This window comes from Sphingomonas psychrotolerans (genome assembly GCF_002796605.1).
GTDB lineage: Bacteria > Pseudomonadota > Alphaproteobacteria > Sphingomonadales > Sphingomonadaceae > Sphingomonas > Sphingomonas psychrotolerans.
This window is the reverse complement of record NZ_CP024923.1, coordinates 2,733,223-2,754,855: the sequence shown is the minus strand read 5'-3', so window position 1 is coordinate 2,754,855 and position 21,633 is coordinate 2,733,223. Positions and strand designations below refer to the sequence as shown.

The following is a 21,633-nucleotide window of genomic DNA, read 5'->3' as shown; positions in this document are numbered from 1 at the left end:
CGCCCGGCCGCCGCCTCCAGGATTCGCGTGCGCCCGGATCCCCCCGCGGTAGCCGCCTGCGAGACCAGATTAGCCAGGCGGGCGATCTCGCCGCGCCAGGCCCTGGATCGCGATCCAGTGCGCTGCCCTCGCCATAAGCGGGCAGCCCGAAGAAGGCGAAGTCGAGCGCGGCGGGCGTGATTCCCAGTGCGTTGCACACTGTGGCTACGCCCTCGCCCAGCCGCCGCACGGCTTCGTCTGCGCCGACCTCGAGATGATAGGTGGTGCTGGTCACCACCCGCGTCGCGACCTGACCTTCACCATCGATGCCGGCCCCGTCTTGGTGCCCCCCTCCCCCGGCGTCGCAGCGTCGGTCGCCGGCGGCTTCCGGATCGGGTCCCACAATGATTGCTTGCTTGCCAGCCAGACCGATGTCGGCAGGTTCAGCGAGGATGCCGGTGCGCGCGCTACCGAGCAGGATTATATCGGTCTTATCGGCGACCTTTCTCCGTTCGGCGGCGAGAGGTGCAACCCTGCCGACGATCCCGGCGCTGCACCGCGTACGACATGCTCAGATATCCTGCGCGAAGGTGCCCGCTACAATCTGGCCTACCTCAAACCCGACTATATCGGCGACTGTTCCACGATTCGTGATCGCCGGCGGCTGCTCCAACGAAGTGGCAGGTAGGATGGGCGCAGGCTGCCGCGAGCGCCCGACCGATGCCGGCGTGGAGCGGGCGGCGCTGCTCGAATTCCAGCGTGCTGCCGGTGATGTAGCTCGCCACCACCAATGGCGCACGGTGCGGGGGCCAGACGATCCCGACCAGATTGTCGGTGCCGAAGCCGCCGGCGCCGGTCTTGTCGGCAACCGTCCAGTCTGCCGGCAGTCCAGCTCGCAGGCTTTTGGCACTGGTGCGGGTATCCTTCATCCACGCTACGAGTTGCGCGCGGCTCGCGGGCGCCAGCGCCCGTCCGAGCACCAGCTGGCGGGCAAGGTCGGCCATTGCCTCGGGCGTGGTCGTGTCGCGCACGTCGCCGGGCCTCGCTTCGCCCATCGCGGTTTCCCAGCGATCGAGCCGCGTCGCGGGATCGCCGAACGCGCGCAGCCGGCGAGTGAAGCCCTCGGGACCGCCGATCGTGCGGAGCAGCAGGTTGGCGGCGCTGTTGTCGCTCAGCGTGATCGTCGCGTGACAGAGTTCGCGCACGCTCGCAGTGGTTCCGACACGCTGCTCGCAAAAGGGCGAGAGGCTGACGATATCGCCCGCCACCACCGATATGCGGCGGTTAAGGTTCTCGTGCTTATGCTCCACTTGCTTGAGGATCGCGGCGGCCAGCGCGAATTTGAACGTGCTGCACATCGGGAAGCGCCCGCTAGCACGCCAACCGAAGCGTTCGCCTGAGGCAAGGTCGATCACTGACAGACCGAGCCGTCCGCCGCTGGTCTGCTCGACCGCGCGGACCGCCTTGCGGAAGTCGGGTCCGAAGCGGGTCGGTGCGCCGCCGCGGGGTGCCGCGACTGCCGAACCTGCCGTCATCGCGCCACCGCTGACCCAAAGGAATTTGCGTCTGTCCATGCGTCGTCGTCTCCCTCACGCACGGTTGATGCGGTGGAGGAGTGCGCGGCACAAAGGATCAAATCTCGGTGGAGCCATGAGAGGAATTCATGGCTCTGCGATTTGCTATTCGGCAAACGCCTCCCGCGCGGCGTCTTCGAATGCCTTGAGCGCACGCATGTGCGGGAAGGGGCCATGACTGATCCGGGCAATGCCGGTCTCGGCGACTGTTTTGGCCGAGGGCGCGCCGGGGAAGGCCATGAAATTCACCGGTAGCGGTGAGGCGGCGCAGACGCGTTCGAGCAGCTTCAGGTCGGCGAGGCCGGGCACGAAGAACCCGCTGGCGCCTGCCTCGGCATAAGCGTGGGCGCGTTCGATCGCGGCGTCGGCCTTGGCCCGATCGTGGGTGTCGGGTTTTGCCTGCAGGAAGATGTCGGTGCGCGCATTGAGAAAGAAGTTCGGGCCTGCGCCCCGGCGTGCTGCCGCGATCCGCCGCGCCTGCACGGCGATCGGGTGCATGCCTTCGCCGCCGATCACCTGATCCTCGAAATTGCAGCCGATGGCGCCGGTCGCGGCGAGCGCTGCGAAGTTGGCGGCGAGCGGTGCTTCCTCGACGGCATAGCCGCCTTCGAAATCGATCGTGACGGGCAGGTCTACCGCCGCGACGATGCGTTCGGCATTGGCGAACGCCAGTGCGATGGGAAGGCCCTCGGCGTCGTTTACACCGTGTGCGGTGGCGACCGAGGCGCTGCCGGTAGCGATGGCCTTGGCGCCGGCCCGCTCGGCAACCTTGGCCGATCCCGCATCCCAGACGTTGAATAGTATGACCGGCTTGCCCGGAACGTGCAGTGCCGCGAATGAATCGAACTTCGTCACGTCAATCTCTCCCGTTGTTCCCTGCTTGTTCTAGTTTGCGCGCGCTGGAGAGGCTAGTCCTTTCGCAAGCGCAACCAGTCGCCGGCTGGGTCAGATCTTGCCGCAGTCGCTCGGTGCCGCAGCCCGGGCGAAGCGCGCGTCGATCCAGTCGAGCGTGACGCCGGCCGAGTCTGCGCCGCTGGTCTGGTGGCCCTTGCCCGCGATCGCCAAATAACGCAGCCGGGTGCCGTTGCCGCACATCTGGCGGGCGAAGCGCCGCGTCACCTCGGCCCCGACAATGGCATCGTTCGGGTTCTGCGCGATCAGCAGCGGTACGCCATACGGCCTCGCCGCCGGGCTGTTCTCGCGGGCGATCCGCGCCCATGGCTGGATGAGGCCGAGATCAACGTTCTTAAGTGCGCTGCGCAACGAGAGCGTGCCGAGCATGGTGCCTAGCCGGGGCTTCATGCCAGGCTCATTGCAATTATTGCGCGCGAGGCGGGTGATCACGCCTTGCGTCGTTCGGTTGCCGAGCGTCGAGAGCGGCGCACCGAAATGCTGCGACCAGCTATAGGCGACGAAGGCGGTCAGGAATGCGCGGACGCTGGGGTTGCCGCCGGCGCGCAGATTCTCGACGAGATCAGTAGGCGGTGCCGCGGCGGCGACTCCGACGAGCTGGAGGTCGGGCGCATAAATGCGAGCGAGCTGCCCGGTCCATAGCGCCGCGTGGCCGCCTTGCGATTCGCCCCAGACGGCAAAGCGTGTGCTTGCGGCGGCACCCGGGATGCCGCGTGCGGACCGCACCGCGTCGAGCACCGAACGGGCCGTGGCGACGCCGCCGAGATAGGGGTGCGGCATAGCGCTGCCGAGCCCCGGATAGTCCGGCGCGACGACGGTGTAGCCACGGCGGATCGCCTCGTTCAGCCCCGGCGTCGAGGCGAAGAACTTTTCGCTCAACGACGGTGCGCAACGCTCGACCACACCCGAGGTGCCGTGGGCCCAGGCCAGTACTGGCCGCGGCGTCGCCGGCCGCGGATTGCGCGGCGCTACGACCATTCCGGTCACTTCAATCGGGCGCTCGCGATCGTCGGTAGTCCAGTAGCGGACCCGCCAGGCCTGCATACCCGCGGGCGTGACGGCGACCGGCTCGGCCGCGCTCAGCATGCCTGCCGATTGGGCTATCGCCTGCTGATACGCCAGCACCAGCCACAGCGCGGCAAGGATCGTCAAAACAGGCCTCATCATCGCACATCCTCCTGCAAAGGCGGACGGGGCGCCGTGCGCTGCCGTTCAGCCCGTGGTGGAGCCGAACCTTCGCGGAAGTGCCCGCATCAGTGCACGAAGCGCGCGACCACGTCGCGGTAGGACCGGCTGACCTTCACTGACGCGCCTGAATCGAGCACGAGGAAGCACTCGCCGTTGGTGTGCGGCTTGACCTGACGGACGAGGTCGAGGTTGACGATCGTCGAGCGGTGGACACGCTGGAAGCGGCGCGGATCGAGGCGCTTTTCGAGATCCTTCATCGTCTCGCGCAGGATCAGGGTATTGTCACCGGTGTAGATGCACATGTAGTCGCCGGCGGCATCGATCCGCTCGATCGTGTCGACGTCGACGCGGAAGATCTGGCCGCGATCCTTGATGTTGATGAGCTTTTCGAAGCGGTTGGAGGCCATCTCGCCGGTATCGGCAGCGGCCATCTCGTCAACGGCGTCGGGCGCGACTTCGGCAAGCACTTCCTTGAGGCGATCGACTTCCTCGACGCCGCGCTTCTCGGTTAGCCGCTGGCGCACGCGATCCAGCGTGTCGGCGAGCCGCGACGGCTCCACCGGCTTCATCAGATAATCCATCGCCTGCGCCTCAAAGGCGCGGATGGCGTGGTCCGAATAAGCCGTCACGAACACAAACAGCGGTGGTTCGACTTCCATCAGCCCCTGGACGACCGAGAAGCCGTCGAAGCCGGGCATCTGGATGTCGAGAAAGACCAAATCAGGTTTGTGGGTCTTGATTGCGCGGATGGCCTCGCGACCATTGGAGCATTTGTCGATGATTTCGACATCCTCATGCTCCTGCAGCCGGAGCTCGAGCCCCTGGATCGCCAGGGGTTCGTCGTCAACGAGGATGGTACGGATGGTCATGCGGCCTCTCGGTTCGGTTCCTCAAGTTGGAACGGTATTTCAATCTCAACGCTGAAACCTTCCCCAAGTTTCGTTCTCGTTTCGAAACGATGGTCAGGCCCGAAGGTCTGCGCCAGCCGCTCCTTGATGTTGGCGAGCCCAACGCCGGTTGAGAGAGTCGGCCTCGGTTTGCTTTCGATCAATCCTGGGCCGGTGTCGGATACGGCGATCTGCACTCGTTCTCCGGTGAGCCGAGCCGTGACGGTGATATCGGCGCCCTCCTCTTGCGGCGTGACGGCATATTTGATCGCGTTTTCGACCAAGGGCTGAAGCAGCAGCGACGGCAGTCGTGCCTTGGCGACCCGCGGATCGATGTCGAAATGGGTGCGCAGCCGTTCGTCGAATCGCATCTTCTCGATCTCGAGATAGAGCTGGAGCGTCTCGACTTCCTGGCTGAGCGTGACGTGCGCAGTGGGCTCGTTGGCCAACGTATAGCGCAGGAACGAGGACAGCCGGCTGAGCATCACGTTGGCACGCTCGGTCTGCTTGAGCAGCACCAGAGTCGAGATCGAGTTGAGCGTGTTGAACAGGAAATGCGGGTTGAGCTGGTAGCGCAGCATTGCCAGCTGCGCCGAGGATGCCTGGTTCTCGAGTACCTGCATTTGATCGATCTGCTCTTCGACGATCAGATAGAAGTTGATTCCGAAATAGAGCGCCGACCAGCCCGCGAGCACGGTGAAGTTGATGAACACCGTGCCGACCACCAGCGCGAAGGTGACGCCGGAATCGCCTTCGCGGATGAAGGAGAAAGTGAAGGCATCGATCACCGCGTAGATCACCGTCGCGCTCGCCAGCGTCGCGAGCGTCAGCAGGATCCCGGTGATCCGCGGCAGGCGGCGATAGACGCCGTACAGCGTCGAGAGCAGCAGAGTCAGGCAATAGCCGACGATCGCCTCGATGATTGCGGCGATGATCCGCTCGACCGCGAAGCCGTTCGAGATCGAGACGACGCTGCGCAGCAGAAGATAGCCGCTCCACCCGGCTGCCTGGAGCATCCAGAAGGCGCGGCCCTTGTCTTCGAAGAAGGGGCGCGAGAGCGGGCCGGGCGTGCTCGCCTGCCCCGGCATCAGCCGCTGTGCGGTTTCCACTGTCTTGGCCACGCGGCTCCTCTAACACTCACTATCAGCCGCAGCAAAGAGGGGGCGAATCGTCCCGCGTTGTTCCGCCCTTCGAGCGCGGCGAGAGCGGCTCAAAAATCCTCCTTCGCGCAGCGGGAGGGCGGTGCCGGCCGGCCGCGTCCCCCCCGTCACCCCGGACTTTGTTCCGGTCCACCGCGCCGCAACTGCCCGCAAAGCGCCTCTATCGCATCGCGCAGACGCCTGGACCCCGGAACAAGTCCGGGGCGACGACAGAATGCGGGATAAAGGCATGTCCAAAGATGGGACAAAGCGGCGTTTAGGTACGGTGCGACCCGGGGGCTTTCTGGAGCGTTATGGGGCCGTTATGATCGCTCGGGGATCAAGCTATGAGAAAGCCGTTCAGCCTCGTTGCGCTCGCCGCGCTGGTCCTTCCCGTTACAGCCCAGGCGCGCGACTATGAACGATACTCGATCCGCGTCGACGCCTCGGCGTTCGATCTGTCGACGCCGGCGGGGATGGACGAACTGGCGCGGCGGATCGGCCGCGCAGTGAACCGGATCTGCGGCAGCGACCGCGCCTGCCGCGACGAGGCCTGGGCGAGCACCGAGGATCAGGTCGCGTCGGCGATCGACCGCGATTGGTGGATGCGCAGGATGGCCGAGGAGCGGATCGCGCAGGTGGAAGCATGCCGGTGGCAGGACTGTGATGCGCCGCGGCTGACATATCAGCCGCTGCCCGAACCGGGAGCTCCGGCCGGAGGGGTCACGGTGGTGATCGTCCACAATGCCGCGCCGCCGCCGGTGTACCGGTACTAACCGTCGTCCCGGCGAAAGCCGGGATCTCGTGCCGCATCGCGCCGCCGCCTGAGGCCCCGCATTCGCCGGGATAACGGTCAGCAAAAGAAACGGGCCCGAGGATGACCTCGAGCCCGTCGCTTTGTCCGATCCGCCGAACCTATTTCGCTTCGATTTTCTCGGCCTTCTTGCCGCCGCCCTTTTTGGGCTTGGGCGCGGCCGGAGTGACTTCGAAAGCCAGCGCATTGTCCTTGAGCTTGACCGACACCTCGCCGCCATGGACGAGCTTGCCGAACAGCAATTCCTCGGCCAGCGGCTGCTTGATCTTCTCCTGGATCAGCCGGCCCATCGGGCGCGCGCCATAGAGCTTGTCGTAGCCGCGCGCGGTGAGCCAGGTCTTGGCCTCGTCATCGAGCTGGATGTGGACGCCGCGGTCCGCCAGCTGGAGCTCGAGCTGGAGGATGAACTTGTCCACCACGCGCGCCACAACCTCGGTCGGCAGATAGTCGAACGGCACGATCGCATCGAGGCGGTTGCGGAATTCGGGAGTGAAGAGCTTCTTCACGGCCTCTTCCTGGACGTCCTCGCGGCTGCTCTCGCCGAAGCCGATCGACTCCTTGGCCATGTCCGACGCGCCGGCATTGGTGGTCATGATCAGGATCGTGTTCCTGAAATCGACCGTCTTGCCGTGGTGATCGGTGAGCTTGCCGTTGTCCATCACTTGCAACAGGATGTTGAACAGGTCCGGATGCGCCTTCTCGATCTCGTCGAGCAGCAGCACCGAATGCGGCTGCTGGTCGACTGCGTCGGTGAGCAATCCGCCCTGGTCATAGCCGACATAGCCCGGAGGCGCGCCGATCAGGCGGCTGACCGAGTGACGCTCCATATATTCGGACATGTCGAAGCGCTGGAGAGGGATGCCGAGGATCTCGGCGAGCTGGCGCGCGACTTCGGTCTTGCCGACGCCGGTGGGGCCGGAGAACAGATAGTTGCCGATCGGCTTGTCCGGCTCACGCAACCCGGCGCGCGACAGCTTGATCGCCGAGCTGAGCACTTCGATCGCCTTGTCCTGCCCGAACACGACACGCTTGAGATCGAGATCGAGATTGGCGAGCACGCGGGTGTCGTCGGACGAGACTGACTTGGCCGGGATCCGCGCCATCGTCGCGATGACCTGCTCGATCTCCTTGGTGGTGATCACTTTCTTGCGCTTGTTCGGCGGTACCAGCATCTGCATCGCGCCGACTTCGTCGATCACGTCGATCGCCTTGTCGGGCAATTTGCGATCGTTGATGTAGCGCGCGCTGAGCTCCACCGCCGACTTGATCGCGTCCGGGGTGTATTTGACGTGGTGATGCCCCTCGAAGGCGCTGCGCAGCCCGGTGATGATCTTGATCGTGTCCTCGACGGTGGGCTCGTTGACATCGATCTTCTGGAAGCGCCGGAGCAATGCCCGGTCCTTCTCGAAGTGATTGCGGAATTCCTTGTAGGTGGTCGAGCCGATGCAGCGGATCGTGCCGCCCGAAAGCGCCGGCTTGAGCAGGTTCGACGCGTCCATCGCGCCGCCGCTGGTCGCGCCCGCGCCGATCACGGTGTGGATCTCGTCGATGAAGAGGACTGCGTGGGGCAGCTTCTCGAGTTCGTTGACGACTTGCTTGAGCCGCTCCTCGAAATCGCCGCGATAGCGGGTGCCGGCGAGCAGCGCGCCCATGTCGAGCGAGTAGATCACCGCTTCGAGCAACACCTCAGGGACCTGGCCCTCGACGATCTTGCGCGCGAGTCCTTCGGCGATCGCGGTCTTGCCGACGCCCGGGTCACCCACATAAAGCGGGTTGTTCTTGCTGCGGCGGCACAGAATCTGGATCGTGCGATCGACTTCGGGGCCGCGGCCGATCAGCGGATCGACCTTGCCGGCCTTGGCCTTCTCGTTGAGGTCGACAGTGAACTGCTTGAGCGCGCTTTCGCCCTTGCCCGATTTGGTCTCGGACTTGGTCACCTTTTCCTCCTCGGCGCCCTTGGGGGTGCTGGTCTCGCCGGGATTCGAGCCCTTGCCGACGCCGTGGCTGATGAAGCTCACTGCATCGAGCCGGCTCATATCCTGCTGCTGGAGGAAATAGACGGCGTAGCTCTCGCGCTCGCTGAACAGGGCGACGAGCACGTTGGCGCCGGTCACTTCGTCGCGGCCCGAGGACTGGACGTGGAGGATCGCGCGCTGGACGACGCGCTGGAAGCCGCTGGTTGGCGAGGGGTCGGTCGAATTCTCGACCTTGAGCGCCTCGAGCTCGGTGTCGAGATAATGCGCGACGGTGTTCTTGATCTCGCCGAGGTCGACGCCGCACGCGCTCATCACCTTGGAGGCATGCTCGTCGTCGACGAGCGCCAGCAGGAGATGCTCGAGCGTCGCATATTCGTGGCGGCGGGACGAAGCTGCCTCGAGCGCCTTGTGCAGGGTCGATTCGAGGGCGGAGGCGAAACTAGGCATTTGGATACAACTCCAGTGGGCCCGAAAGGATACACGGCCCCTTTCCCACTATGTCGGGATGGCGGTGGCCCGCATCAAGCATGCTACCCTCGCACCGGAGAAAACTGGCATATCGCCCCAGTTCCGATGCCTTCACGCTCATCTCTTAAATAGAGCGTCTGCGCTTGCGCGGTGGTTAACGGCGTATTGAATCTTTGCTTTGCACCGCGTGATTTCGGCTTCGAGCAGTTCGACGCGTTCGTTCAGCTCGTCGACTGAATAGGGGTCGAGGTCCTGCTTGCCCAATCGAGCGGCGAGATCGTCGTTGCGACGCGGCAGATTTTCGTCGGCGTCCATGCCGTGAACGTTGACCCTGACCGGGGCGATGTCAATAAGGCCCGGGTTTCTACCGAGGGCGAAGCGACAAAGTGATGACCGTCCCCGAAACGATGCTGGCCATCGATCCCGAACAGCCCGGCGGTCCCGAAGTCCTGGTGCCGGTGAGACGCCCCGTCCCCGTGCCGGGCGAAGGCGAAGTGCTGATCAAGGTGGGCGCGGCAGGGGTCAACCGCCCCGAGGTGATGCAGCGCATGGGTCTCTATCCCACGCCGCCGGGGGCGCCGTCGATCCTGGGCCTCGAGGCGGCGGGAACGATCGTCGCGGTCGGCGACGGGGTGGCGCGCGAGACGATTGGTCAGTCGATCTGCGCATTGGTCAGCGGTGGCGCCTATGCCGAATATGTCGTCGCGCCGGCCGGCCAGTGCCTGCCCGTGCCGGCGGCATTGACGATGGTCGAGGCGGCGGCGATGCCCGAGACGTTGTTCACGGTGTGGACCAATGTCTTCGAGCGCGCCTACGCCGCGGACGGCGACTGGCTTCTCGTCCATGGGGGGACCAGCGGTATCGGGATGATGGCGATCGCGCTCGCCCGCCTGTTCCGCCTGACCGTGCTGGTCACCGCGGGTTCGGATGCCAAATGCCAGGCCGCGCGTGACGCAGGCGCCGCCGAGGCGATCAACTACAAGACCGAGGATTTCGTCGCCCGAGTGAAAGATATCACCGGGGGGCGCGGAGTCGATATCGTGCTCGACATGGTCGGCGGCGATTACGTCCCCCGCAACCTCGAATGCCTCGCGGAAGAGGGGCGCCACGTTTCGATCGCGGTCCAGCGCGGTGCCGAGACGACGATCCCGCTCTGGCGGGTGATGCGCAAGCGGCTGGTGCTCACCGGCTCGACGCTTCGGGCACGCGATACCGGGTTCAAGAGCCTCGTCGCGGACGAAATCGCGCGAACCGTGTGGCCCTTTGTCGAGCAGGGAAGGCTGAAGCCGGTGATCGATTCGACCTTTCCATTCGCCGAAGCTGCCGAGGCGCATCGGCGGATGGAGTCGGGCGAGCATATCGGCAAGATCGTGTTGACGGTCGGCTAGCTCAATATTTCTGCTGACGTTCGTAGAGCGAACGATAATGCTGGATGCGGGTCACCCGCAGCCCTGGCATGCCCGAGCGATCGATCGCCCGCTGCCAGCCGGCGAATTCCTCGACGGTGAGGCTGTAACGCTCGCAGACCTCGTCCACGCTCAGCAGTCCGCCATTCACCGCAGCGACCACTTCGGCCTTGCGGCGCACGACCCAGCGGGTCGTGCTCGGTGGTGGCAGCGTATCGAGCGTCAGCGGTTCGCCGAGTGGCCCGATCACTTTCGCAGGACGTATCTTCTGGTTTTCAATCATCTACATGCCTCATCGGGGCGGGGGCCCCCGTTACTCAACTCAACCACCAATATGCCCAGCGCTTGAACAACGGCTAAAACGCCACGGTAAACGCCGCCTTCACTCCTCTTTCCACCGCCTCAGCGTTGCCGCCGAAGCGCGGTGGAATGCGCCGTGGGCAGGCGCGAGCAGCGCCTCGGCCGGCGCTGCAAGCGCGAGCCGCGTCTGGACGCATGCCGTTGGACTTGCTGCCTGCCGCGCGGCGATGCCGACGAGCAGCACTGCCAGCTCGATCGGCATGGCGGTGACCGCCACGTCCCGTTCCAGTCTGGCGAAGCTCAAATCCACAGTTACGAATCCAGTCTCTTCTCTCTTGGTTGGCCAGCTTTAGCCAATCGGGATGAAGGCGCCGTAAAGCCGATGGGAACGCTCGCTTAACCTGCCTTTCCAATCCGTTGCGGCGCCGGGCTGGATCGGGCGGCGACAAGCGCTTATGTGCGCACCCGTGAACCCTGCAGACTTTCAACTGGCCGAGCCGCTCGCCAAGCGGCGGATCGTCGTCGCCATGTCGGGCGGAGTCGACTCATCGGTGGTGGCGGCGCTCGCGGCGCAGACCGGCGCAGAGACGATCGGCGTGACGCTGCAGCTCTATGATCATGGCGAGGCGGTCGGGCGCGCCGGCAGCTGCTGTGCCGGCCGCGACATCCGCGATGCCCGCGCGGTATGCGACAAGCTCGGCATCGCGCATTACGTCTTCGATCATGCATCGAGCTTCCGGAGCACGGTGATCGACGATTTCGCCGACGAATATCTCGCCGGGCGCACCCCCATCCCGTGCGTGAGGTGCAACATGGGGCCCAAATTCACCGATCTGTTCGCGCTTGCGCGCGATCTCGGCGCCGATTGCCTCGCCACCGGCCATTATGTCCGCCGCGTCGAAGGTGCACATGGCGCCGAGCTCCACCGCGCCGCCGATCCCGCGCGCGACCAGAGCTATTTCCTGTTCGCGACGACACAGGCGCAGCTCGATTTTCTGCGCTTTCCGCTGGGCGGACTGCCCAAGCCGCGCGTGCGCGAGCTCGCCGCCGAACTCGGCCTGGGCGTGGCGGGCAAGCCCGACAGCCAAGATATCTGCTTCGTCCCCGACGGGGATTATGCGAGCCTCGTCAAGAAACTGCGCCCGGAAGTCGAGACATACGGCGACATCATCGACGAGACCGGCCGCAAGCTCGGGGCGCACAAGGGGCTGATCCACTTCACCGTGGGCCAGCGCCGCGGGCTAGAAATCGGCGGGGCGGCCGAGCCTTATTATGTACTTCGCCTCGATCCGGTGACGCGCGAAGTGGTGGTCGGGCCCAAGCGCGCGCTGGCCGTGCGTGGGGCGCGGATCGAGAACGTCAATTGGCTCGGCGGCGATCACACCGGGCCGCTGGCCGCCAAGGTCCGCTCGCTGGCCAAGCCGGTACCGGCCTGGCTTGAAGGCGATCGCGTGGTGTTCGAAATGCCGGAATATGGCGTCGCCCCCGGACAAGCGGCGGTGTTGTACGCTGGAGATCGTGTGTTGGGTGGCGGATGGATTGCGGAGACCGAGCGGGCGGAGCTGGCTGCCGCTTAACGCCCGCCCTGAAAGGGAGGAGGATTTCAGAGCCGGAACTCGCCCTCGATCACCGTCACGCACTTGCCGCCGAGGATGACCCTTTCCCCCGCAAGCTCGCAGCCGACATGCCCGCCGCGCCGGCTCGCCTGATACGCCGTGAAGTGGCCGCGCCCCAGTCGCTGTGCCCAATAGGGCGCCAGCACCGAATGCGCCGATCCGGTCACCGGATCCTCGTCGATCCCGGCCGCCGGCGCGAACACCCGGCTGATCACGTCGGTATCGCGGCCCGGCGCCGTCACGATGTTGAGCGTGTCGCCGATCGCAGCGAGCGCGCGGAAATCGGGTGCAACCGCTAGCACTGCCTCGGCGCTGTCCAGCACGGTCAGGTCATAGCCGCGCGGATGGCGCAGCGTCTCGCCCCGCACCCCCAGCGCGTCGAGCAGCCCCGGCACCGCCACGGGCTCGGCCGCATAGGCCGGCAGCTCCATCAGATATCCTTTGCCATGCCGCGCCACTTCGAGCATTCCCGATTTGCGCGTGCGGAAGCGCACCAGATCGCGATCCTGCTCGCAGGTCAGCACATAGTGTCCGCTCGCCATCGTCGCGTGCCCGCACAAGGCGACTTCGACTGCCGGAGTAAACCAGCGCAGCTCGTAATCCGCCTCGCCCTCCGCATCGGGGACGATGAACGCGGTCTCGGACACATTATTCTCTTCGGCGATCGCCTGTAGCACGGAATCGTCGAGCCACGTGTCGAGCGGGATCACCGCAGCGGGGTTGCCGGTAAAGGGCCGGTCGGCGAATGCGTCGATCTGGGCAAAGGGCAGTTTCATCGCGTGTCCTTGAGCAAATCGGTCTCGGCGAGCGGATTGCCGGGCTCGTCCACCTGACCCTCGGGGTCGACATGGATCAGCACTTCGGTGCCGGGAAATTCCTCGGCCAGCTCCTTTTCGAGCCGCTCGACCACGTCGTGCGATTCGAGCACGGTCATGTGCGGGTCCATCCAGATGTGGAACTGGACGAAATCCTTCACCCCGCTGGTCCGGGTGCGCAGATCGTGCAGGCCGATCAGTTCGGGGTGGCGCGCGGCGATCTCGACGAAGCGCTGGCGCTTCGCCTCGGGCCATTCCTTGTCCATCAACTGGTCGATCGCGTCGACCGATGCCCGCCATGCGCCGAACAGCAGCCACAGCCCGATGACGATCCCGAACACCGCATCGGCACCGGCAAGCCCGGCATAGCTTTCGAGCAGCAGCGCGACGATCACCGCGCCGTTGAGGAACAGGTCGGATTGGTAATGGACCCGGTCGGTGCCGATCGCGATCGATCCGGTCCGGCGGACCACCGATTGCTGATAGCGCGTCAGCGCCAGCGTCACGACGATCGCGACCACCGACACCCCGATGCCATATTCGGCGTCGGTGCTCGGCTGCTGCGCCATCAGCCGCGCGCCCGCGCGCAGCAGGATCGCGAACGCCGAAACCGCGATCACCGCGACCTGGAACAGGGCCGCCAGCGCCTCGGCCTTGCCATGCCCGAAGCGATGATCGTCGTCGGCAGGCTGTGCCGCCCAATGCACGCCGCCGAGAGTCACCAGCGACGCCACCAGATCGAGCACACTGTCGGCAAGGCTGGCCAGCACCGCCACCGATCCGGTCCGCCACGCCGCCCATGCCTTGAGGCTGCCGAGCAGCACTGCACAGGCGACACTGGCCAGCGCCGCGCGCCGCGCGAGATTGCTCACGGGTAGAGCAAGCCTTCGGACCAGCTCTCGCCGTCGCGCTGGAACAGTCGGCGTTCGTGTAGCCGATGTTCGCGGTCCTGCCAGAATTCGATTGCGGAGGGCGCCACGCGATACCCGCCCCAATGCGGCGGCCGCGGCACCTCCCCGCCTTCGAACCGCGTGCGCGCTTCTTCGTACCGCCTCTCGAACGTCGCCCGTGCATCGAGCGGCCGCGACTGCTCCGAAGCCCAGGCGCCGAGTTGCGAATCGCGGCTGCGACTGGCGAAATAGGCGTCGCTCTCGGCATCGGTCACTTGCACGACCGGTCCCTCGATCCGGATCTGCCGGCGCAGCGATTTCCAGTGAAACAGCAATGCCGCGCGCGGGCTCGCGAGCAAGTCGCCAGCCTTGCGGCTGCCGCGATTGGTGTAAAACACGAAACCGTCGGGCCCATGCCCCTTCAGCAGCACCATCCGCGCCGAAGGCTGCCCGCCGGCATCCACCGTGGCGAGCGTCATCGCATTGGAGTCGTTGGGCTCGCTTGCGCGCGCTTCGGCGAACCAGGAATCGAACAGCTGGAAGGGATCAATGGTCATCGTGCCTGCCTCCTACGCCGACACCATTTTGGTGTCGAGGAACGGACTCCGCTCTGGCGAATTGAATCGGCTTCGCAACGAGGAGTTTCCCGCATGGCCGCGCGCGCCTATTGGCAAGGACAGATACGGCTGGCGCTGGTCTCGATCCCGGTCGAGATCTATTCTGCGACCAAATCGGGCGCGCAGATCAGCTTTCACCAGATTCACGAGCCTTCGGGTAAAAGGATCAAGTACGAGAAGACCGCCCCCGGCATCGGCCCGGTGGATGTCGACGAGATCGTCAAGGGCTTCGAAGTCGAGAAGGGCGAATATGTCCTGCTCGAACAGGACGAGATCGACGCGGTGAAGCTCGAATCGAAGAAGACGCTCGAACTCACCCAGTTCGTCGACGCCGACGAGATCGACGTGCTCTATTACGAGAAGCCCTATTTCGTCGTCCCCGCCGACGATCTCGCCGAAGAGGCGTTCATCGTGTTGCGCGAGGCGCTGCGCCGCAGCCGCAAGGTCGGGCTCGGCCAACTCGCGATGCGCGGGCGCGAATATGTCGTCAGCCTCAAGCCGTGCGGCCGCGGCATGGTGCTCGAGACGCTCCGCTATGCCGACGAAGTCAACAAGGCGCAGGGCTATTTCCGCGATATTCCGGACAGCGAACCCGATCCCGAATTGCTCGGGCTTGCCGAGACGCTGATCGACAAGAAGGTCGCCAAGTTCAACCCCGCGGGATTCCATGACCGTTATGTCGATGCGCTCAAGGATCTGATCGAGCGCAAGAAGAAGGCCAAGGGCAAGAAGATCATCGAAGACAAGGAGGATGGCGCACCGAGCCGCGGCTCGAACGTCGTCGATCTGATGGCGGCGCTCAAGAAATCGCTCGAAAAGCCCGAGGCAAAGACGGGCGCGGCGGTGAAGACCAGACCGGCCAAGGCGCCCGCCAAGAAGGCGGCAGAGCCCGCCAAAAAGGCGCCGGCCAAGAAGCGCGCATGATCGGTTCGGAGTAAGAGATGGCCGCGAAGTCCGACCCCCTCGAAAAATACAATGCCAAGCGCGACTTTGCCCTGACCGCCGAGCCCGCCGGCAAGATCGTGCGCACCGGCGGCAATCGCTTCATGGTTCAGAAGCACGACGCGAGCCGGCTCCATTGGGATTTCCGTATCGAGGTGGACGGCGTGCTCAAGAGCTGGGCGGTCACGCGCGGCCCCAGTCTCGACCCGGACGAGAAGCGCCTCGCCGTTCGCACCGAGGATCATCCGCTGTCCTATGCCGATTTCGAAGGCACGATCCCCAAGGGCCAATATGGCGGCGGCACGGTGATGCTGTGGGACGACGGCGTCTGGGAACCGATCGAAGGCAAGAGCGCCAGCGACCTCGAAAAGGGCCACCTCCATTTCCGCCTCGAAGGCGAGCGGATGAAGGGCGAGTGGCTGCTCATCCGATTGAAGCCGCGTGGCAAGGAGAAGAGCGAGAACTGGCTGCTTCGCAAGATCAGCGACAAACATGCCGGCGCCACCGATTTTCTCGTCGAAACGGGGCTGACCAGCATCAAGACCGGCCGGACCATGCAGGAGATCGCCGAGGGCAAGAAGGTCGAGAAGCGGCCCGCAAAGGCATCGCCGCAAACTACCGCGCGCGTCGCCAGGCATGCCGCGCCGGCGAAGGCCAAATTGCCCAAATTCCAGCACCCCCAGCTCGCCACCCTCGTCGACAGCGTCCCGACCGGCAATCAATGGCTCCACGAAGTCAAATATGACGGCTATCGCGCGCTGATTGCCACCGGCGCCAAGGGCCCCAAAATCTACACCCGCTCGGGCCTCGACTGGACCGACAAATTCCCCGGCATCGCCGAGGCAGCGCGCGGCCTGCCCGCCCCCGCCCTGATCGACGGCGAGATCATTGCCTATAAGGACGGCAAGCCCGATTTCTCGACGCTGCAGGAGGCGATCTCCGCGGGCGGACAGGACCTCACCTTCTTCGCCTTCGACTTGCTCGCCGATCGCGAGGATACCACCAGGCTTCCCCAGCTCGCCCGCAAGGAAAAGCTGCGTGCGCTGCTAGAAGGCGCCGACGCGCGCATACAATTTTCCGAACACATCGTCGGCGCCGGCGAGGAATTGTTCGAGACGATGTGCCGCGAAGGTTATGAAGGGATTGTCTCCAAGCGCGCCGACGCGCCCTATCGCGGCACCCGCACCAAATCCTGGCTCAAGGTCAAATGCATCCGCCGCCAGGAGTTCGTCATCGTCGGCTGGACGCCAAGCGATGCCAAAGGCCGCAGCTTCCGCTCGCTCCTGCTCGCCGTCAATGGGCCCGACGGCCTGGTCTATGCCGGCAAGGTGGGAACGGGCTTCAATCAGGCGAGGCTCCAGGATCTTCGCGATCGCTTCGACAGGATCGCCGTGGATCAGGCCCCCGTGAAAGTCCCCCGTCCCGAGGCGCGTGGTGCGCGGTGGATCGAGCCGAAACTCGTCGCCGAAGTCGCCTTCAGCGAATTCACTGCCGAGAACGTCATCCGCCACGCCAGCTTCATTGCATTGCGCGAGGACAAGAAGCCCGGCGAGATCGTCGCCGAGAAGCCGGCGCCGCTTTCCGAAAACTCCGCAGCCCCGCAATCCAGCATCAAGATCAGCAGCCGCGATCGGGTGATCTACCCCGAATCGGGGCTCACCAAGGGTGAGCTCGCCGATTATTACGCGGCAGTCGCGCCGATCGCGTTGCGCTGGCTCGGCAACCGCCCGATCAGCCTCGTCCGCTGCCCGCAGGGGCGCGCCAAGCACTGCTTCTTCCAGAAGCACGACGCCGGCAGCTTCGGCGACAATGTCCACCATGTCGACGTCCGCGAGAAGGACGGCAGCGTGCAGCCCTATCTCTATGTCGACGATCTCGACGGGATCATGGCCTGCGTGCAGATGGGCACGATCGAGTTCCACGGCTGGGGTGCCCCGGTCACCGATATCGAGAAACCCGACCGGCTGGTGTTCGATCTCGATCCCGACGAGGGGCTCGATTTCGCCATGGTCAAGAAAGCGGCCGAGGATTTGAAAGTCCATCTCGCCGATATCGGCCTGACCAGCTGGCCGCTGCTATCGGGCGGCAAGGGGGTGCACGTCGTGGTGCCGCTGATCCCGCAGGCCGATTGGCCCGTGGTGCGCAGCTTCGCCGAGCGCTTCGCCCGCGCGCTCGCCCAGGCCGAGCCGGAACGCTTCACCGCCAATCTCAAGAAGCTCAACCGCAAGGGCAAGATTTTCATCGACTATCTGCGCAACCAGCGCGGCGCGACTGCGGTCCTCCCTTATGTCGCCCGCGCCCGCGAGAATGCGCCGGTCGCCGCGCCGGTCACCTGGAGCGAGCTGCGCGACCTCGAGGATGCCAAGCGCTATACGATCCGCGACGCTGCCATCTTGCTCGAGCGCGCCACCAGCCGCGCGCTGCAGGGTTGGGGGGAAGCCGGGCAGGCATTGCCCGACCTCTAGCCCGGTGTTTAGCCCCGGGGAGTGGCGGTACGTATTCGCAGGATGTGAGGCCGGGTAGCAGGCAGAGCGGTGGGCCTTGCCGCGGGTGTCGCTCCTCGCGCTGTTTGCAGGGAGGGAATTTCTACCCCACCAGGCGCAGCGGCGCGCGCCGCCCTGCGGCGAGGCGTCCGGCCGCGGGCAGGAACTCTGTTTCCTCCCATTGGCGCCGGGCGGCCATCATGCGCAGCTGGGCGCGCACCGCGAGGCGATATTCGCGCGGGTCGGCAGCGATCGCGTCCATCGTCCAATGCCCCATATGCGCGCTGCTCGACTGCCGCATCGACAGCAGGTCGCTAGTGTAGCGGCGGGCGAGCGCGCGGTCATAGGGATCGCTGCTCGCACCGAGCGGCATCAGTGCCAGACGCGCCTCGTTGGCGAGGTGCCGCGCCATTGCCTGTGCGATTTCGCGCCGTGCCGCGACCAATTGGGGCATGTGCGGCGGATCGAAGGCCGCGACCTCGATCAGCTTCTCGCCCAATCGCAAGATTTGGCGATGGTCTTCGTAGAGATCCTGCAGCGTCATTCGGGCACTCCTGCAGAGTCTTATAGAGAGACGCGGACGCGGCTGACCGCTGCGCAACATTTTGTTAAGCCGGCGAAACCTCGGGGGAAATATTGCGAAACGTCTTCGCGGGCGCGCTGATTGCCGTGCTCGTCGTCATCCTGCTGATCTCGAACCGCGACTGGGTGCTCAGCGACCAGCGCCGCGCAGTGGCCGACATCGCGGTGATTCCGGAGGGGCAGGCGATATCCTCGCGAATCTGCCCGCTATCGTCGCGCTGCGCGGCGTCCACGTCTCGCGCACGCCGACCAAGGCCGGGCAGCTCTAGCCTGCCGGTGCTGGGCGGCCGGGCGCCGCAGCCGCGCATCGACTTCGACGCGCGACGGCCACGATACGGCTATTCGGTGCGCGAATGGACCTTCCTCGGCATGCCCTTCGGCTGGTGGACCGAATATGGCTATGTGCTCTACGCAGAGGATCGCTACGAGCTGGTCGAAGTGCCGCTCGCCGACTCCGTGGCCGCCCGGTTCCGCAAGGAGGTCGGCCGCGACATGGGGCAGGGTTTCTTCTTCCCTTTCTGGGCCCATGCCTGGGGCTGGCTCTATTATCGGTCAGTCGTGCGCCGACGCGCGGAGCTGGGGCTCATCTGACGGTCGGCAAGGTGAAGGTGCAGCGGCAGGCGGCTGTCGTCCGGCGCTGCAGCCCTGAATCGCCGAACCGATTTCGCTAGAGAGTCCGGGGACGCGGCTCTAGACTCACTTTCGACTCGGGGGAGTGGAGAAGTGCTTTCGTTTCTTGGTGCATCGGAGAATCTCGCCTTCGTCACGGCGATAGTCCTGATGTTGCTGATCGGGCTGGTGCAGCTCGTCGGCCTCGGTGATCACGTCGGCGGGGAGGTGCACCCGGATTTTCACGCAGATGCCGACAATCTGCTGAGCTGGCTCGGCGTCGGGCAGTTGCCGCTGCTGATGCTCATCGTCGTCTTCCTCGCGATCTTCGGCGCGGCGGGTTTGATCCTCCAGCAGGCGATGTTCGATTCGACCGGCGCGCCGCTCGCTGCGTGGATCGCCGTCCCCGCCGTGGCATTCGCATCGCTGCCGATCACCGGTCTGGCGGCGCGGGGCCTCGCTCGCATCCTGCCGCGTGACCACACCACCGCGGTGCCGCTCGAGGCGCTGGTCGGCAGGTCCGCGCAAGTGGTCACCGGGCGCGCCACGCTGGGTTCGCCGGCCCGCGCCCGCGCCGAGGACCATCACGGCCAGGCGCATTACGTCATGGTCGAGCCCGACCGAAGCGGACAGGTCTTCGAAGAGGGCGAGCGCGTGCTGCTCGTCCGCCGCGAAGGCGAGCTGTTCCGTGCCATCTCCCGCGGCGATTTCCATTTGCCGCGTCTCGAAAGCTGAAACGATGAATGATCTCGTCCCCCAGGAGGCCACCTCGATGCTTCCCTATTTCATCTATACCGGTGTCTTGATCGCCGCGCTGCTGATCATCGGCCTGTTCCTCGCGCGGCTCTACAAGCGTGCTTCGAAGGAGATTGGCTTCGTCCGCACCGGCTTCGGCGGCGAAAAGGTGGTGATCAACGGCGGCGCGCTGGTGCTGCCGGTGTTCCATGAGACGATGCCGGTCAACATGAACACCGTGCGGCTCGCCGTCGAGCGCAAGGCGGGCGACGCGCTGATCACGCTCGATCGGCTGCGCATCGACGTGAAGGCCGAATTCTACGTCCGGGTGAAGCCCGACGCGCAGGCGATCGCCACCGCCGCGCAGACGCTGGGCATGCGCACGATGCATCCCGATGCATTAAAGGAGCTGGTCGAGGGCAAGTTCGTCGATGCGCTGCGTTCGGTCGCGGCGGGGATGACGATGGCGCAGCTCCACGAGCAGCGCGCCGATTTCGTCCAGAAGGTGCAGCAGGTGTCGTCGGTCGATCTCGCGATGAACGGGCTCGAGCTCGAGTCGGTCTCGCTGACCGGGCTCGACCAGACCTCGATCGAGCATTTCAACGCCAACAACGCGTTCGACGCCGAGGGTTTGACCAAGCTCACCGAGCAGATCCAGCTGCGCAAGAAGGCGCGCAACGACATCGAGCAGGACACCCGGGTCCAGATCGAGACCAAGAACCTCGAAGCCGAGCGCCAGTCGTTCCTGATCGGCCGCGACACCGAATTCGCTCGTCTGGAGCAGGAGCGCGAGATCGAGATGCGCCGCGCCGCGCAGGGCGCCGAAGTCGCGCGTGAGCAGTCGCTGCGCCAGCAGGAAGCCGATCAGGCCAAGATCGAGTCGAAGAAGCTCGTCGACGCGCAGCAGATCGAGGCGGATCGCGCCGTCCAGCAGGCCAAGATCGAGCAGGACCAGGCGCTCGCGCTCGCGCGCCAGGAGCAGCAGATCGCGGTCCAGAACAAGAGCCGCGAGGAAAGTCAGGCGCGGGCCAAGGCCGACGAGGCACGCGCCGAGGCGGTGGTCGCCGAGGAACGCGTCGGCACTGCGCGCGAGGCCGAGGTCGCCGAGCGCCAGAAGCGGATCGAGCTGATCGACGCGTCGCGCGAGGCCGAGCGCGCCGCGATCGGGATCAAGGTGCAGGCCGAGGCCGAGAAGTCCGCCGCCGCCGACCGTGCCGAAGCCACGCGCCTCGGTGCCGAGGGCGAGGCCGAAGCCGCCAAGCTGCGGGCACAGGCTGATCGGGTGCGCTTCGAAGTCGAGGCGGCGGGGCAGCGCGCAGTCAACGAAGCGGCGAACATCCTGTCGTCGGATCAGGTCTCGCTCCAGACCAAGATGGCGTTGCTCAAGGTGCTGCCCGAGATCATCCGCGAGGCATCGAAGCCGCTCGAGGCGATCGATTCGATTCGGATCGTCCAGGTAGACGGGCTCACCGGCCGGGGTGGTGCGTCGGTGGGAGCCGCGAACGACGGCGACGGCGAACGCAACCTCGCCAATGCGGCGGTATCGGCGGCGCTCCGCTATCGCGCGCAGGCGCCGGTGATCGACGGGCTGATGAAGGAGCTCGGTTTCGACGGCAGCTCGCTCGACACGCTCGTCGCCAGCGCGATCGCCGAGCCCGCGGCGGCGGATCCTCCGGTAAAGGCGGCCGAATAGCGCTGCTT

22 protein-coding genes are annotated in these 21,633 nt (G+C 65.5%); 9 read left to right on the top strand and 13 right to left on the bottom strand.

Annotated features, from left to right (window positions below):
* The first annotated feature begins 253 nt into the window (after positions 1-253).
* Positions 254-667 (top strand): DUF4832 domain-containing protein, encoded by a 414-nt coding sequence (locus CVN68_RS24465; RefSeq protein WP_100282488.1) that lies wholly within the window; start codon positions 254-256, stop codon positions 665-667.
* Here the strand turns inward: CVN68_RS24465 and bla are convergent.
* From bla to CVN68_RS12415, 5 genes are all read right to left on the bottom strand, one after another.
* Positions 594-1,553 (bottom strand): class A beta-lactamase, encoded by a 960-nt coding sequence (gene bla / locus CVN68_RS12435; RefSeq protein ID WP_100282487.1) that lies wholly within the window; start codon positions 1,551-1,553, stop codon positions 594-596. The genes CVN68_RS24465 and bla overlap by 74 nt on opposite strands.
* A 105-nt stretch (positions 1,554-1,658) precedes the next feature.
* Positions 1,659-2,408 (bottom strand): isocitrate lyase/PEP mutase family protein, encoded by a 750-nt coding sequence (locus tag CVN68_RS12430; RefSeq protein WP_233503325.1) that lies wholly within the window; start codon positions 2,406-2,408, stop codon positions 1,659-1,661.
* A gap of 90 nt (positions 2,409-2,498) precedes the next feature.
* Positions 2,499-3,629, bottom strand: a complete 1,131-nt coding sequence (locus CVN68_RS12425; RefSeq protein ID WP_233503324.1) for an alpha/beta hydrolase — start codon at positions 3,627-3,629, stop codon at positions 2,499-2,501.
* Positions 3,630-3,718: 89 nt separating this feature from the next.
* Positions 3,719-4,522 (bottom strand): LytR/AlgR family response regulator transcription factor, encoded by an 804-nt coding sequence (locus tag CVN68_RS12420; RefSeq protein WP_100282484.1) that lies wholly within the window; start codon positions 4,520-4,522, stop codon positions 3,719-3,721.
* Positions 4,519-5,628, bottom strand: coding sequence for a sensor histidine kinase (locus tag CVN68_RS12415; RefSeq protein WP_100284378.1), 1,110 nt, complete (start codon positions 5,626-5,628; stop codon positions 4,519-4,521). The genes CVN68_RS12420 and CVN68_RS12415 overlap by 4 nt, the downstream gene beginning before the upstream one ends.
* A gap of 398 nt (positions 5,629-6,026) precedes the next feature.
* Between CVN68_RS12415 and CVN68_RS12410 the strand changes: the two genes are divergently transcribed.
* Complete coding sequence (locus CVN68_RS12410; RefSeq protein WP_100282483.1) at positions 6,027-6,455, top strand: UrcA family protein; 429 nt, start codon at positions 6,027-6,029, stop codon at positions 6,453-6,455.
* A gap of 139 nt (positions 6,456-6,594) precedes the next feature.
* On the opposite strand, the gene clpA is transcribed toward CVN68_RS12410, so the two are convergent.
* On the bottom strand, positions 6,595-8,916 hold the full coding sequence (gene clpA / locus CVN68_RS12405) for an ATP-dependent Clp protease ATP-binding subunit ClpA (protein ID WP_100282482.1): 2,322 nt from the start codon (positions 8,914-8,916) through the stop codon (positions 6,595-6,597).
* A 138-nt stretch (positions 8,917-9,054) separates the two neighbouring features.
* Positions 9,055-9,252, bottom strand: coding sequence for a DUF1192 domain-containing protein (locus CVN68_RS12400; RefSeq protein WP_100282481.1), 198 nt, complete (start codon positions 9,250-9,252; stop codon positions 9,055-9,057).
* A gap of 74 nt (positions 9,253-9,326) precedes the next feature.
* On the opposite strand from CVN68_RS12400, the gene CVN68_RS12395 reads away from it, so the two are divergent.
* Positions 9,327-10,325 (top strand): NAD(P)H-quinone oxidoreductase, encoded by a 999-nt coding sequence (locus CVN68_RS12395; protein ID WP_233503323.1) that lies wholly within the window; start codon positions 9,327-9,329, stop codon positions 10,323-10,325.
* A 1-nt stretch (position 10,326) separates the two neighbouring features.
* On the opposite strand, the gene sciP is transcribed toward CVN68_RS12395, so the two are convergent.
* Complete coding sequence (gene sciP, locus CVN68_RS12390; RefSeq protein WP_100282480.1) at positions 10,327-10,626, bottom strand: CtrA inhibitor SciP; 300 nt, start codon at positions 10,624-10,626, stop codon at positions 10,327-10,329.
* A 99-nt stretch (positions 10,627-10,725) separates the two neighbouring features.
* Positions 10,726-10,920, bottom strand: coding sequence for a hypothetical protein (locus CVN68_RS12385; RefSeq protein WP_324869772.1), 195 nt, complete (start codon positions 10,918-10,920; stop codon positions 10,726-10,728).
* Between the two features lie 178 nt (positions 10,921-11,098).
* On the opposite strand from CVN68_RS12385, the gene mnmA reads away from it, so the two are divergent.
* The gene (gene mnmA, locus CVN68_RS12380; protein ID WP_407695504.1) at positions 11,099-12,220 is read left to right on the top strand and encodes a tRNA 2-thiouridine(34) synthase MnmA; all 1,122 of its coding nucleotides are present in this window, start codon (positions 11,099-11,101) and stop codon (positions 12,218-12,220) included.
* A 26-nt stretch (positions 12,221-12,246) separates the two neighbouring features.
* Here the strand turns inward: mnmA and CVN68_RS12375 are convergent, their stop codons facing one another.
* Genes CVN68_RS12375 through pdxH form a run of 3 tightly spaced genes read right to left on the bottom strand, consistent with a single transcriptional unit; the run spans position 12,247 to position 14,521 of the window.
* Positions 12,247-13,035, bottom strand: coding sequence for a PhzF family phenazine biosynthesis protein (locus CVN68_RS12375; RefSeq protein ID WP_100282479.1), 789 nt, complete (start codon positions 13,033-13,035; stop codon positions 12,247-12,249).
* On the bottom strand, positions 13,032-13,946 hold the full coding sequence (locus CVN68_RS12370; RefSeq protein WP_100282478.1) for a cation diffusion facilitator family transporter: 915 nt from the start codon (positions 13,944-13,946) through the stop codon (positions 13,032-13,034). Before CVN68_RS12370 ends, CVN68_RS12375 begins: the two co-directional genes overlap by 4 nt.
* Positions 13,943-14,521: a pyridoxamine 5'-phosphate oxidase gene (pdxH, locus tag CVN68_RS12365; RefSeq protein WP_100282477.1), complete on the bottom strand. Its 579-nt coding sequence runs from the start codon at positions 14,519-14,521 to the stop codon at positions 13,943-13,945. Before pdxH ends, CVN68_RS12370 begins: the two co-directional genes overlap by 4 nt.
* A gap of 93 nt (positions 14,522-14,614) precedes the next feature.
* On the opposite strand from pdxH, the gene ku reads away from it, so the two are divergent.
* Both ku and ligD read left to right on the top strand, forming a co-directional pair.
* Complete coding sequence (ku, locus tag CVN68_RS12360; protein WP_100282476.1) at positions 14,615-15,505, top strand: non-homologous end joining protein Ku; 891 nt, start codon at positions 14,615-14,617, stop codon at positions 15,503-15,505.
* A gap of 17 nt (positions 15,506-15,522) precedes the next feature.
* Positions 15,523-17,988: a DNA ligase D gene (gene ligD, locus CVN68_RS12355; protein WP_100282475.1), complete on the top strand. Its 2,466-nt coding sequence runs from the start codon at positions 15,523-15,525 to the stop codon at positions 17,986-17,988.
* Positions 17,989-18,109: 121 nt separating this feature from the next.
* On the opposite strand, the gene CVN68_RS12350 is transcribed toward ligD, so the two are convergent.
* Complete coding sequence (locus CVN68_RS12350; RefSeq protein WP_100282474.1) at positions 18,110-18,550, bottom strand: hypothetical protein; 441 nt, start codon at positions 18,548-18,550, stop codon at positions 18,110-18,112.
* Positions 18,551-18,642: 92 nt separating this feature from the next.
* Between CVN68_RS12350 and CVN68_RS23210 the strand changes: the two genes are divergently transcribed.
* The 3 genes from CVN68_RS23210 (at position 18,643) to CVN68_RS12330 (ending at position 21,625) form a co-directional block, all read left to right on the top strand.
* Positions 18,643-19,179, top strand: coding sequence for a hypothetical protein (locus tag CVN68_RS23210; protein WP_158298867.1), 537 nt, complete (start codon positions 18,643-18,645; stop codon positions 19,177-19,179).
* Between the two features lie 132 nt (positions 19,180-19,311).
* Positions 19,312-19,932, top strand: coding sequence for a YqiJ family protein (locus CVN68_RS12335; RefSeq protein ID WP_100282471.1), 621 nt, complete (start codon positions 19,312-19,314; stop codon positions 19,930-19,932).
* 4 nt (positions 19,933-19,936) lie between these two features.
* Positions 19,937-21,625, top strand: coding sequence for a flotillin family protein (locus tag CVN68_RS12330; RefSeq protein ID WP_100282470.1), 1,689 nt, complete (start codon positions 19,937-19,939; stop codon positions 21,623-21,625).
* Positions 21,626-21,633 lie beyond the last annotated feature (8 nt).

What these genes read in the sequence shown, in the direction of transcription:
- CVN68_RS24465 (WP_100282488.1), top strand. Translation starts at nt 254, where the DNA reads ATGATAGGTGGTGCTGGTCACCACCCGCGTCGCGACCTGACCTTCACC.
- bla (WP_100282487.1), bottom strand. Translation starts at nt 1,553, where the DNA reads ATGGACAGACGCAAATTCCTTTGGGTCAGCGGTGGCGCGATGACGGCA.
- CVN68_RS12425 (WP_233503324.1), bottom strand. Translation starts at nt 3,629, where the DNA reads ATGAGGCCTGTTTTGACGATCCTTGCCGCGCTGTGGCTGGTGCTGGCG.
- CVN68_RS12420 (WP_100282484.1), bottom strand. Translation starts at nt 4,522, where the DNA reads ATGACCATCCGTACCATCCTCGTTGACGACGAACCCCTGGCGATCCAG.
- CVN68_RS12415 (WP_100284378.1), bottom strand. Translation starts at nt 5,628, where the DNA reads ATGCCGGGGCAGGCGAGCACGCCCGGCCCGCTCTCGCGCCCCTTCTTC.
- CVN68_RS12410 (WP_100282483.1), top strand. Translation starts at nt 6,027, where the DNA reads ATGAGAAAGCCGTTCAGCCTCGTTGCGCTCGCCGCGCTGGTCCTTCCC.
- clpA (WP_100282482.1), bottom strand. Translation starts at nt 8,916, where the DNA reads ATGCCTAGTTTCGCCTCCGCCCTCGAATCGACCCTGCACAAGGCGCTC.
- CVN68_RS12400 (WP_100282481.1), bottom strand. Translation starts at nt 9,252, where the DNA reads ATGGACGCCGACGAAAATCTGCCGCGTCGCAACGACGATCTCGCCGCT.
- CVN68_RS12395 (WP_233503323.1), top strand. Translation starts at nt 9,327, where the DNA reads ATGACCGTCCCCGAAACGATGCTGGCCATCGATCCCGAACAGCCCGGC.
- sciP (WP_100282480.1), bottom strand. Translation starts at nt 10,626, where the DNA reads ATGATTGAAAACCAGAAGATACGTCCTGCGAAAGTGATCGGGCCACTC.
- mnmA (WP_407695504.1), top strand. Translation starts at nt 11,099, where the DNA reads ATGTGCGCACCCGTGAACCCTGCAGACTTTCAACTGGCCGAGCCGCTC.
- CVN68_RS12375 (WP_100282479.1), bottom strand. Translation starts at nt 13,035, where the DNA reads ATGAAACTGCCCTTTGCCCAGATCGACGCATTCGCCGACCGGCCCTTT.
- pdxH (WP_100282477.1), bottom strand. Translation starts at nt 14,521, where the DNA reads ATGACCATTGATCCCTTCCAGCTGTTCGATTCCTGGTTCGCCGAAGCG.
- ku (WP_100282476.1), top strand. Translation starts at nt 14,615, where the DNA reads ATGGCCGCGCGCGCCTATTGGCAAGGACAGATACGGCTGGCGCTGGTC.
- ligD (WP_100282475.1), top strand. Translation starts at nt 15,523, where the DNA reads ATGGCCGCGAAGTCCGACCCCCTCGAAAAATACAATGCCAAGCGCGAC.
- CVN68_RS12350 (WP_100282474.1), bottom strand. Translation starts at nt 18,550, where the DNA reads ATGACGCTGCAGGATCTCTACGAAGACCATCGCCAAATCTTGCGATTG.
- CVN68_RS12330 (WP_100282470.1), top strand. Translation starts at nt 19,937, where the DNA reads ATGAATGATCTCGTCCCCCAGGAGGCCACCTCGATGCTTCCCTATTTC.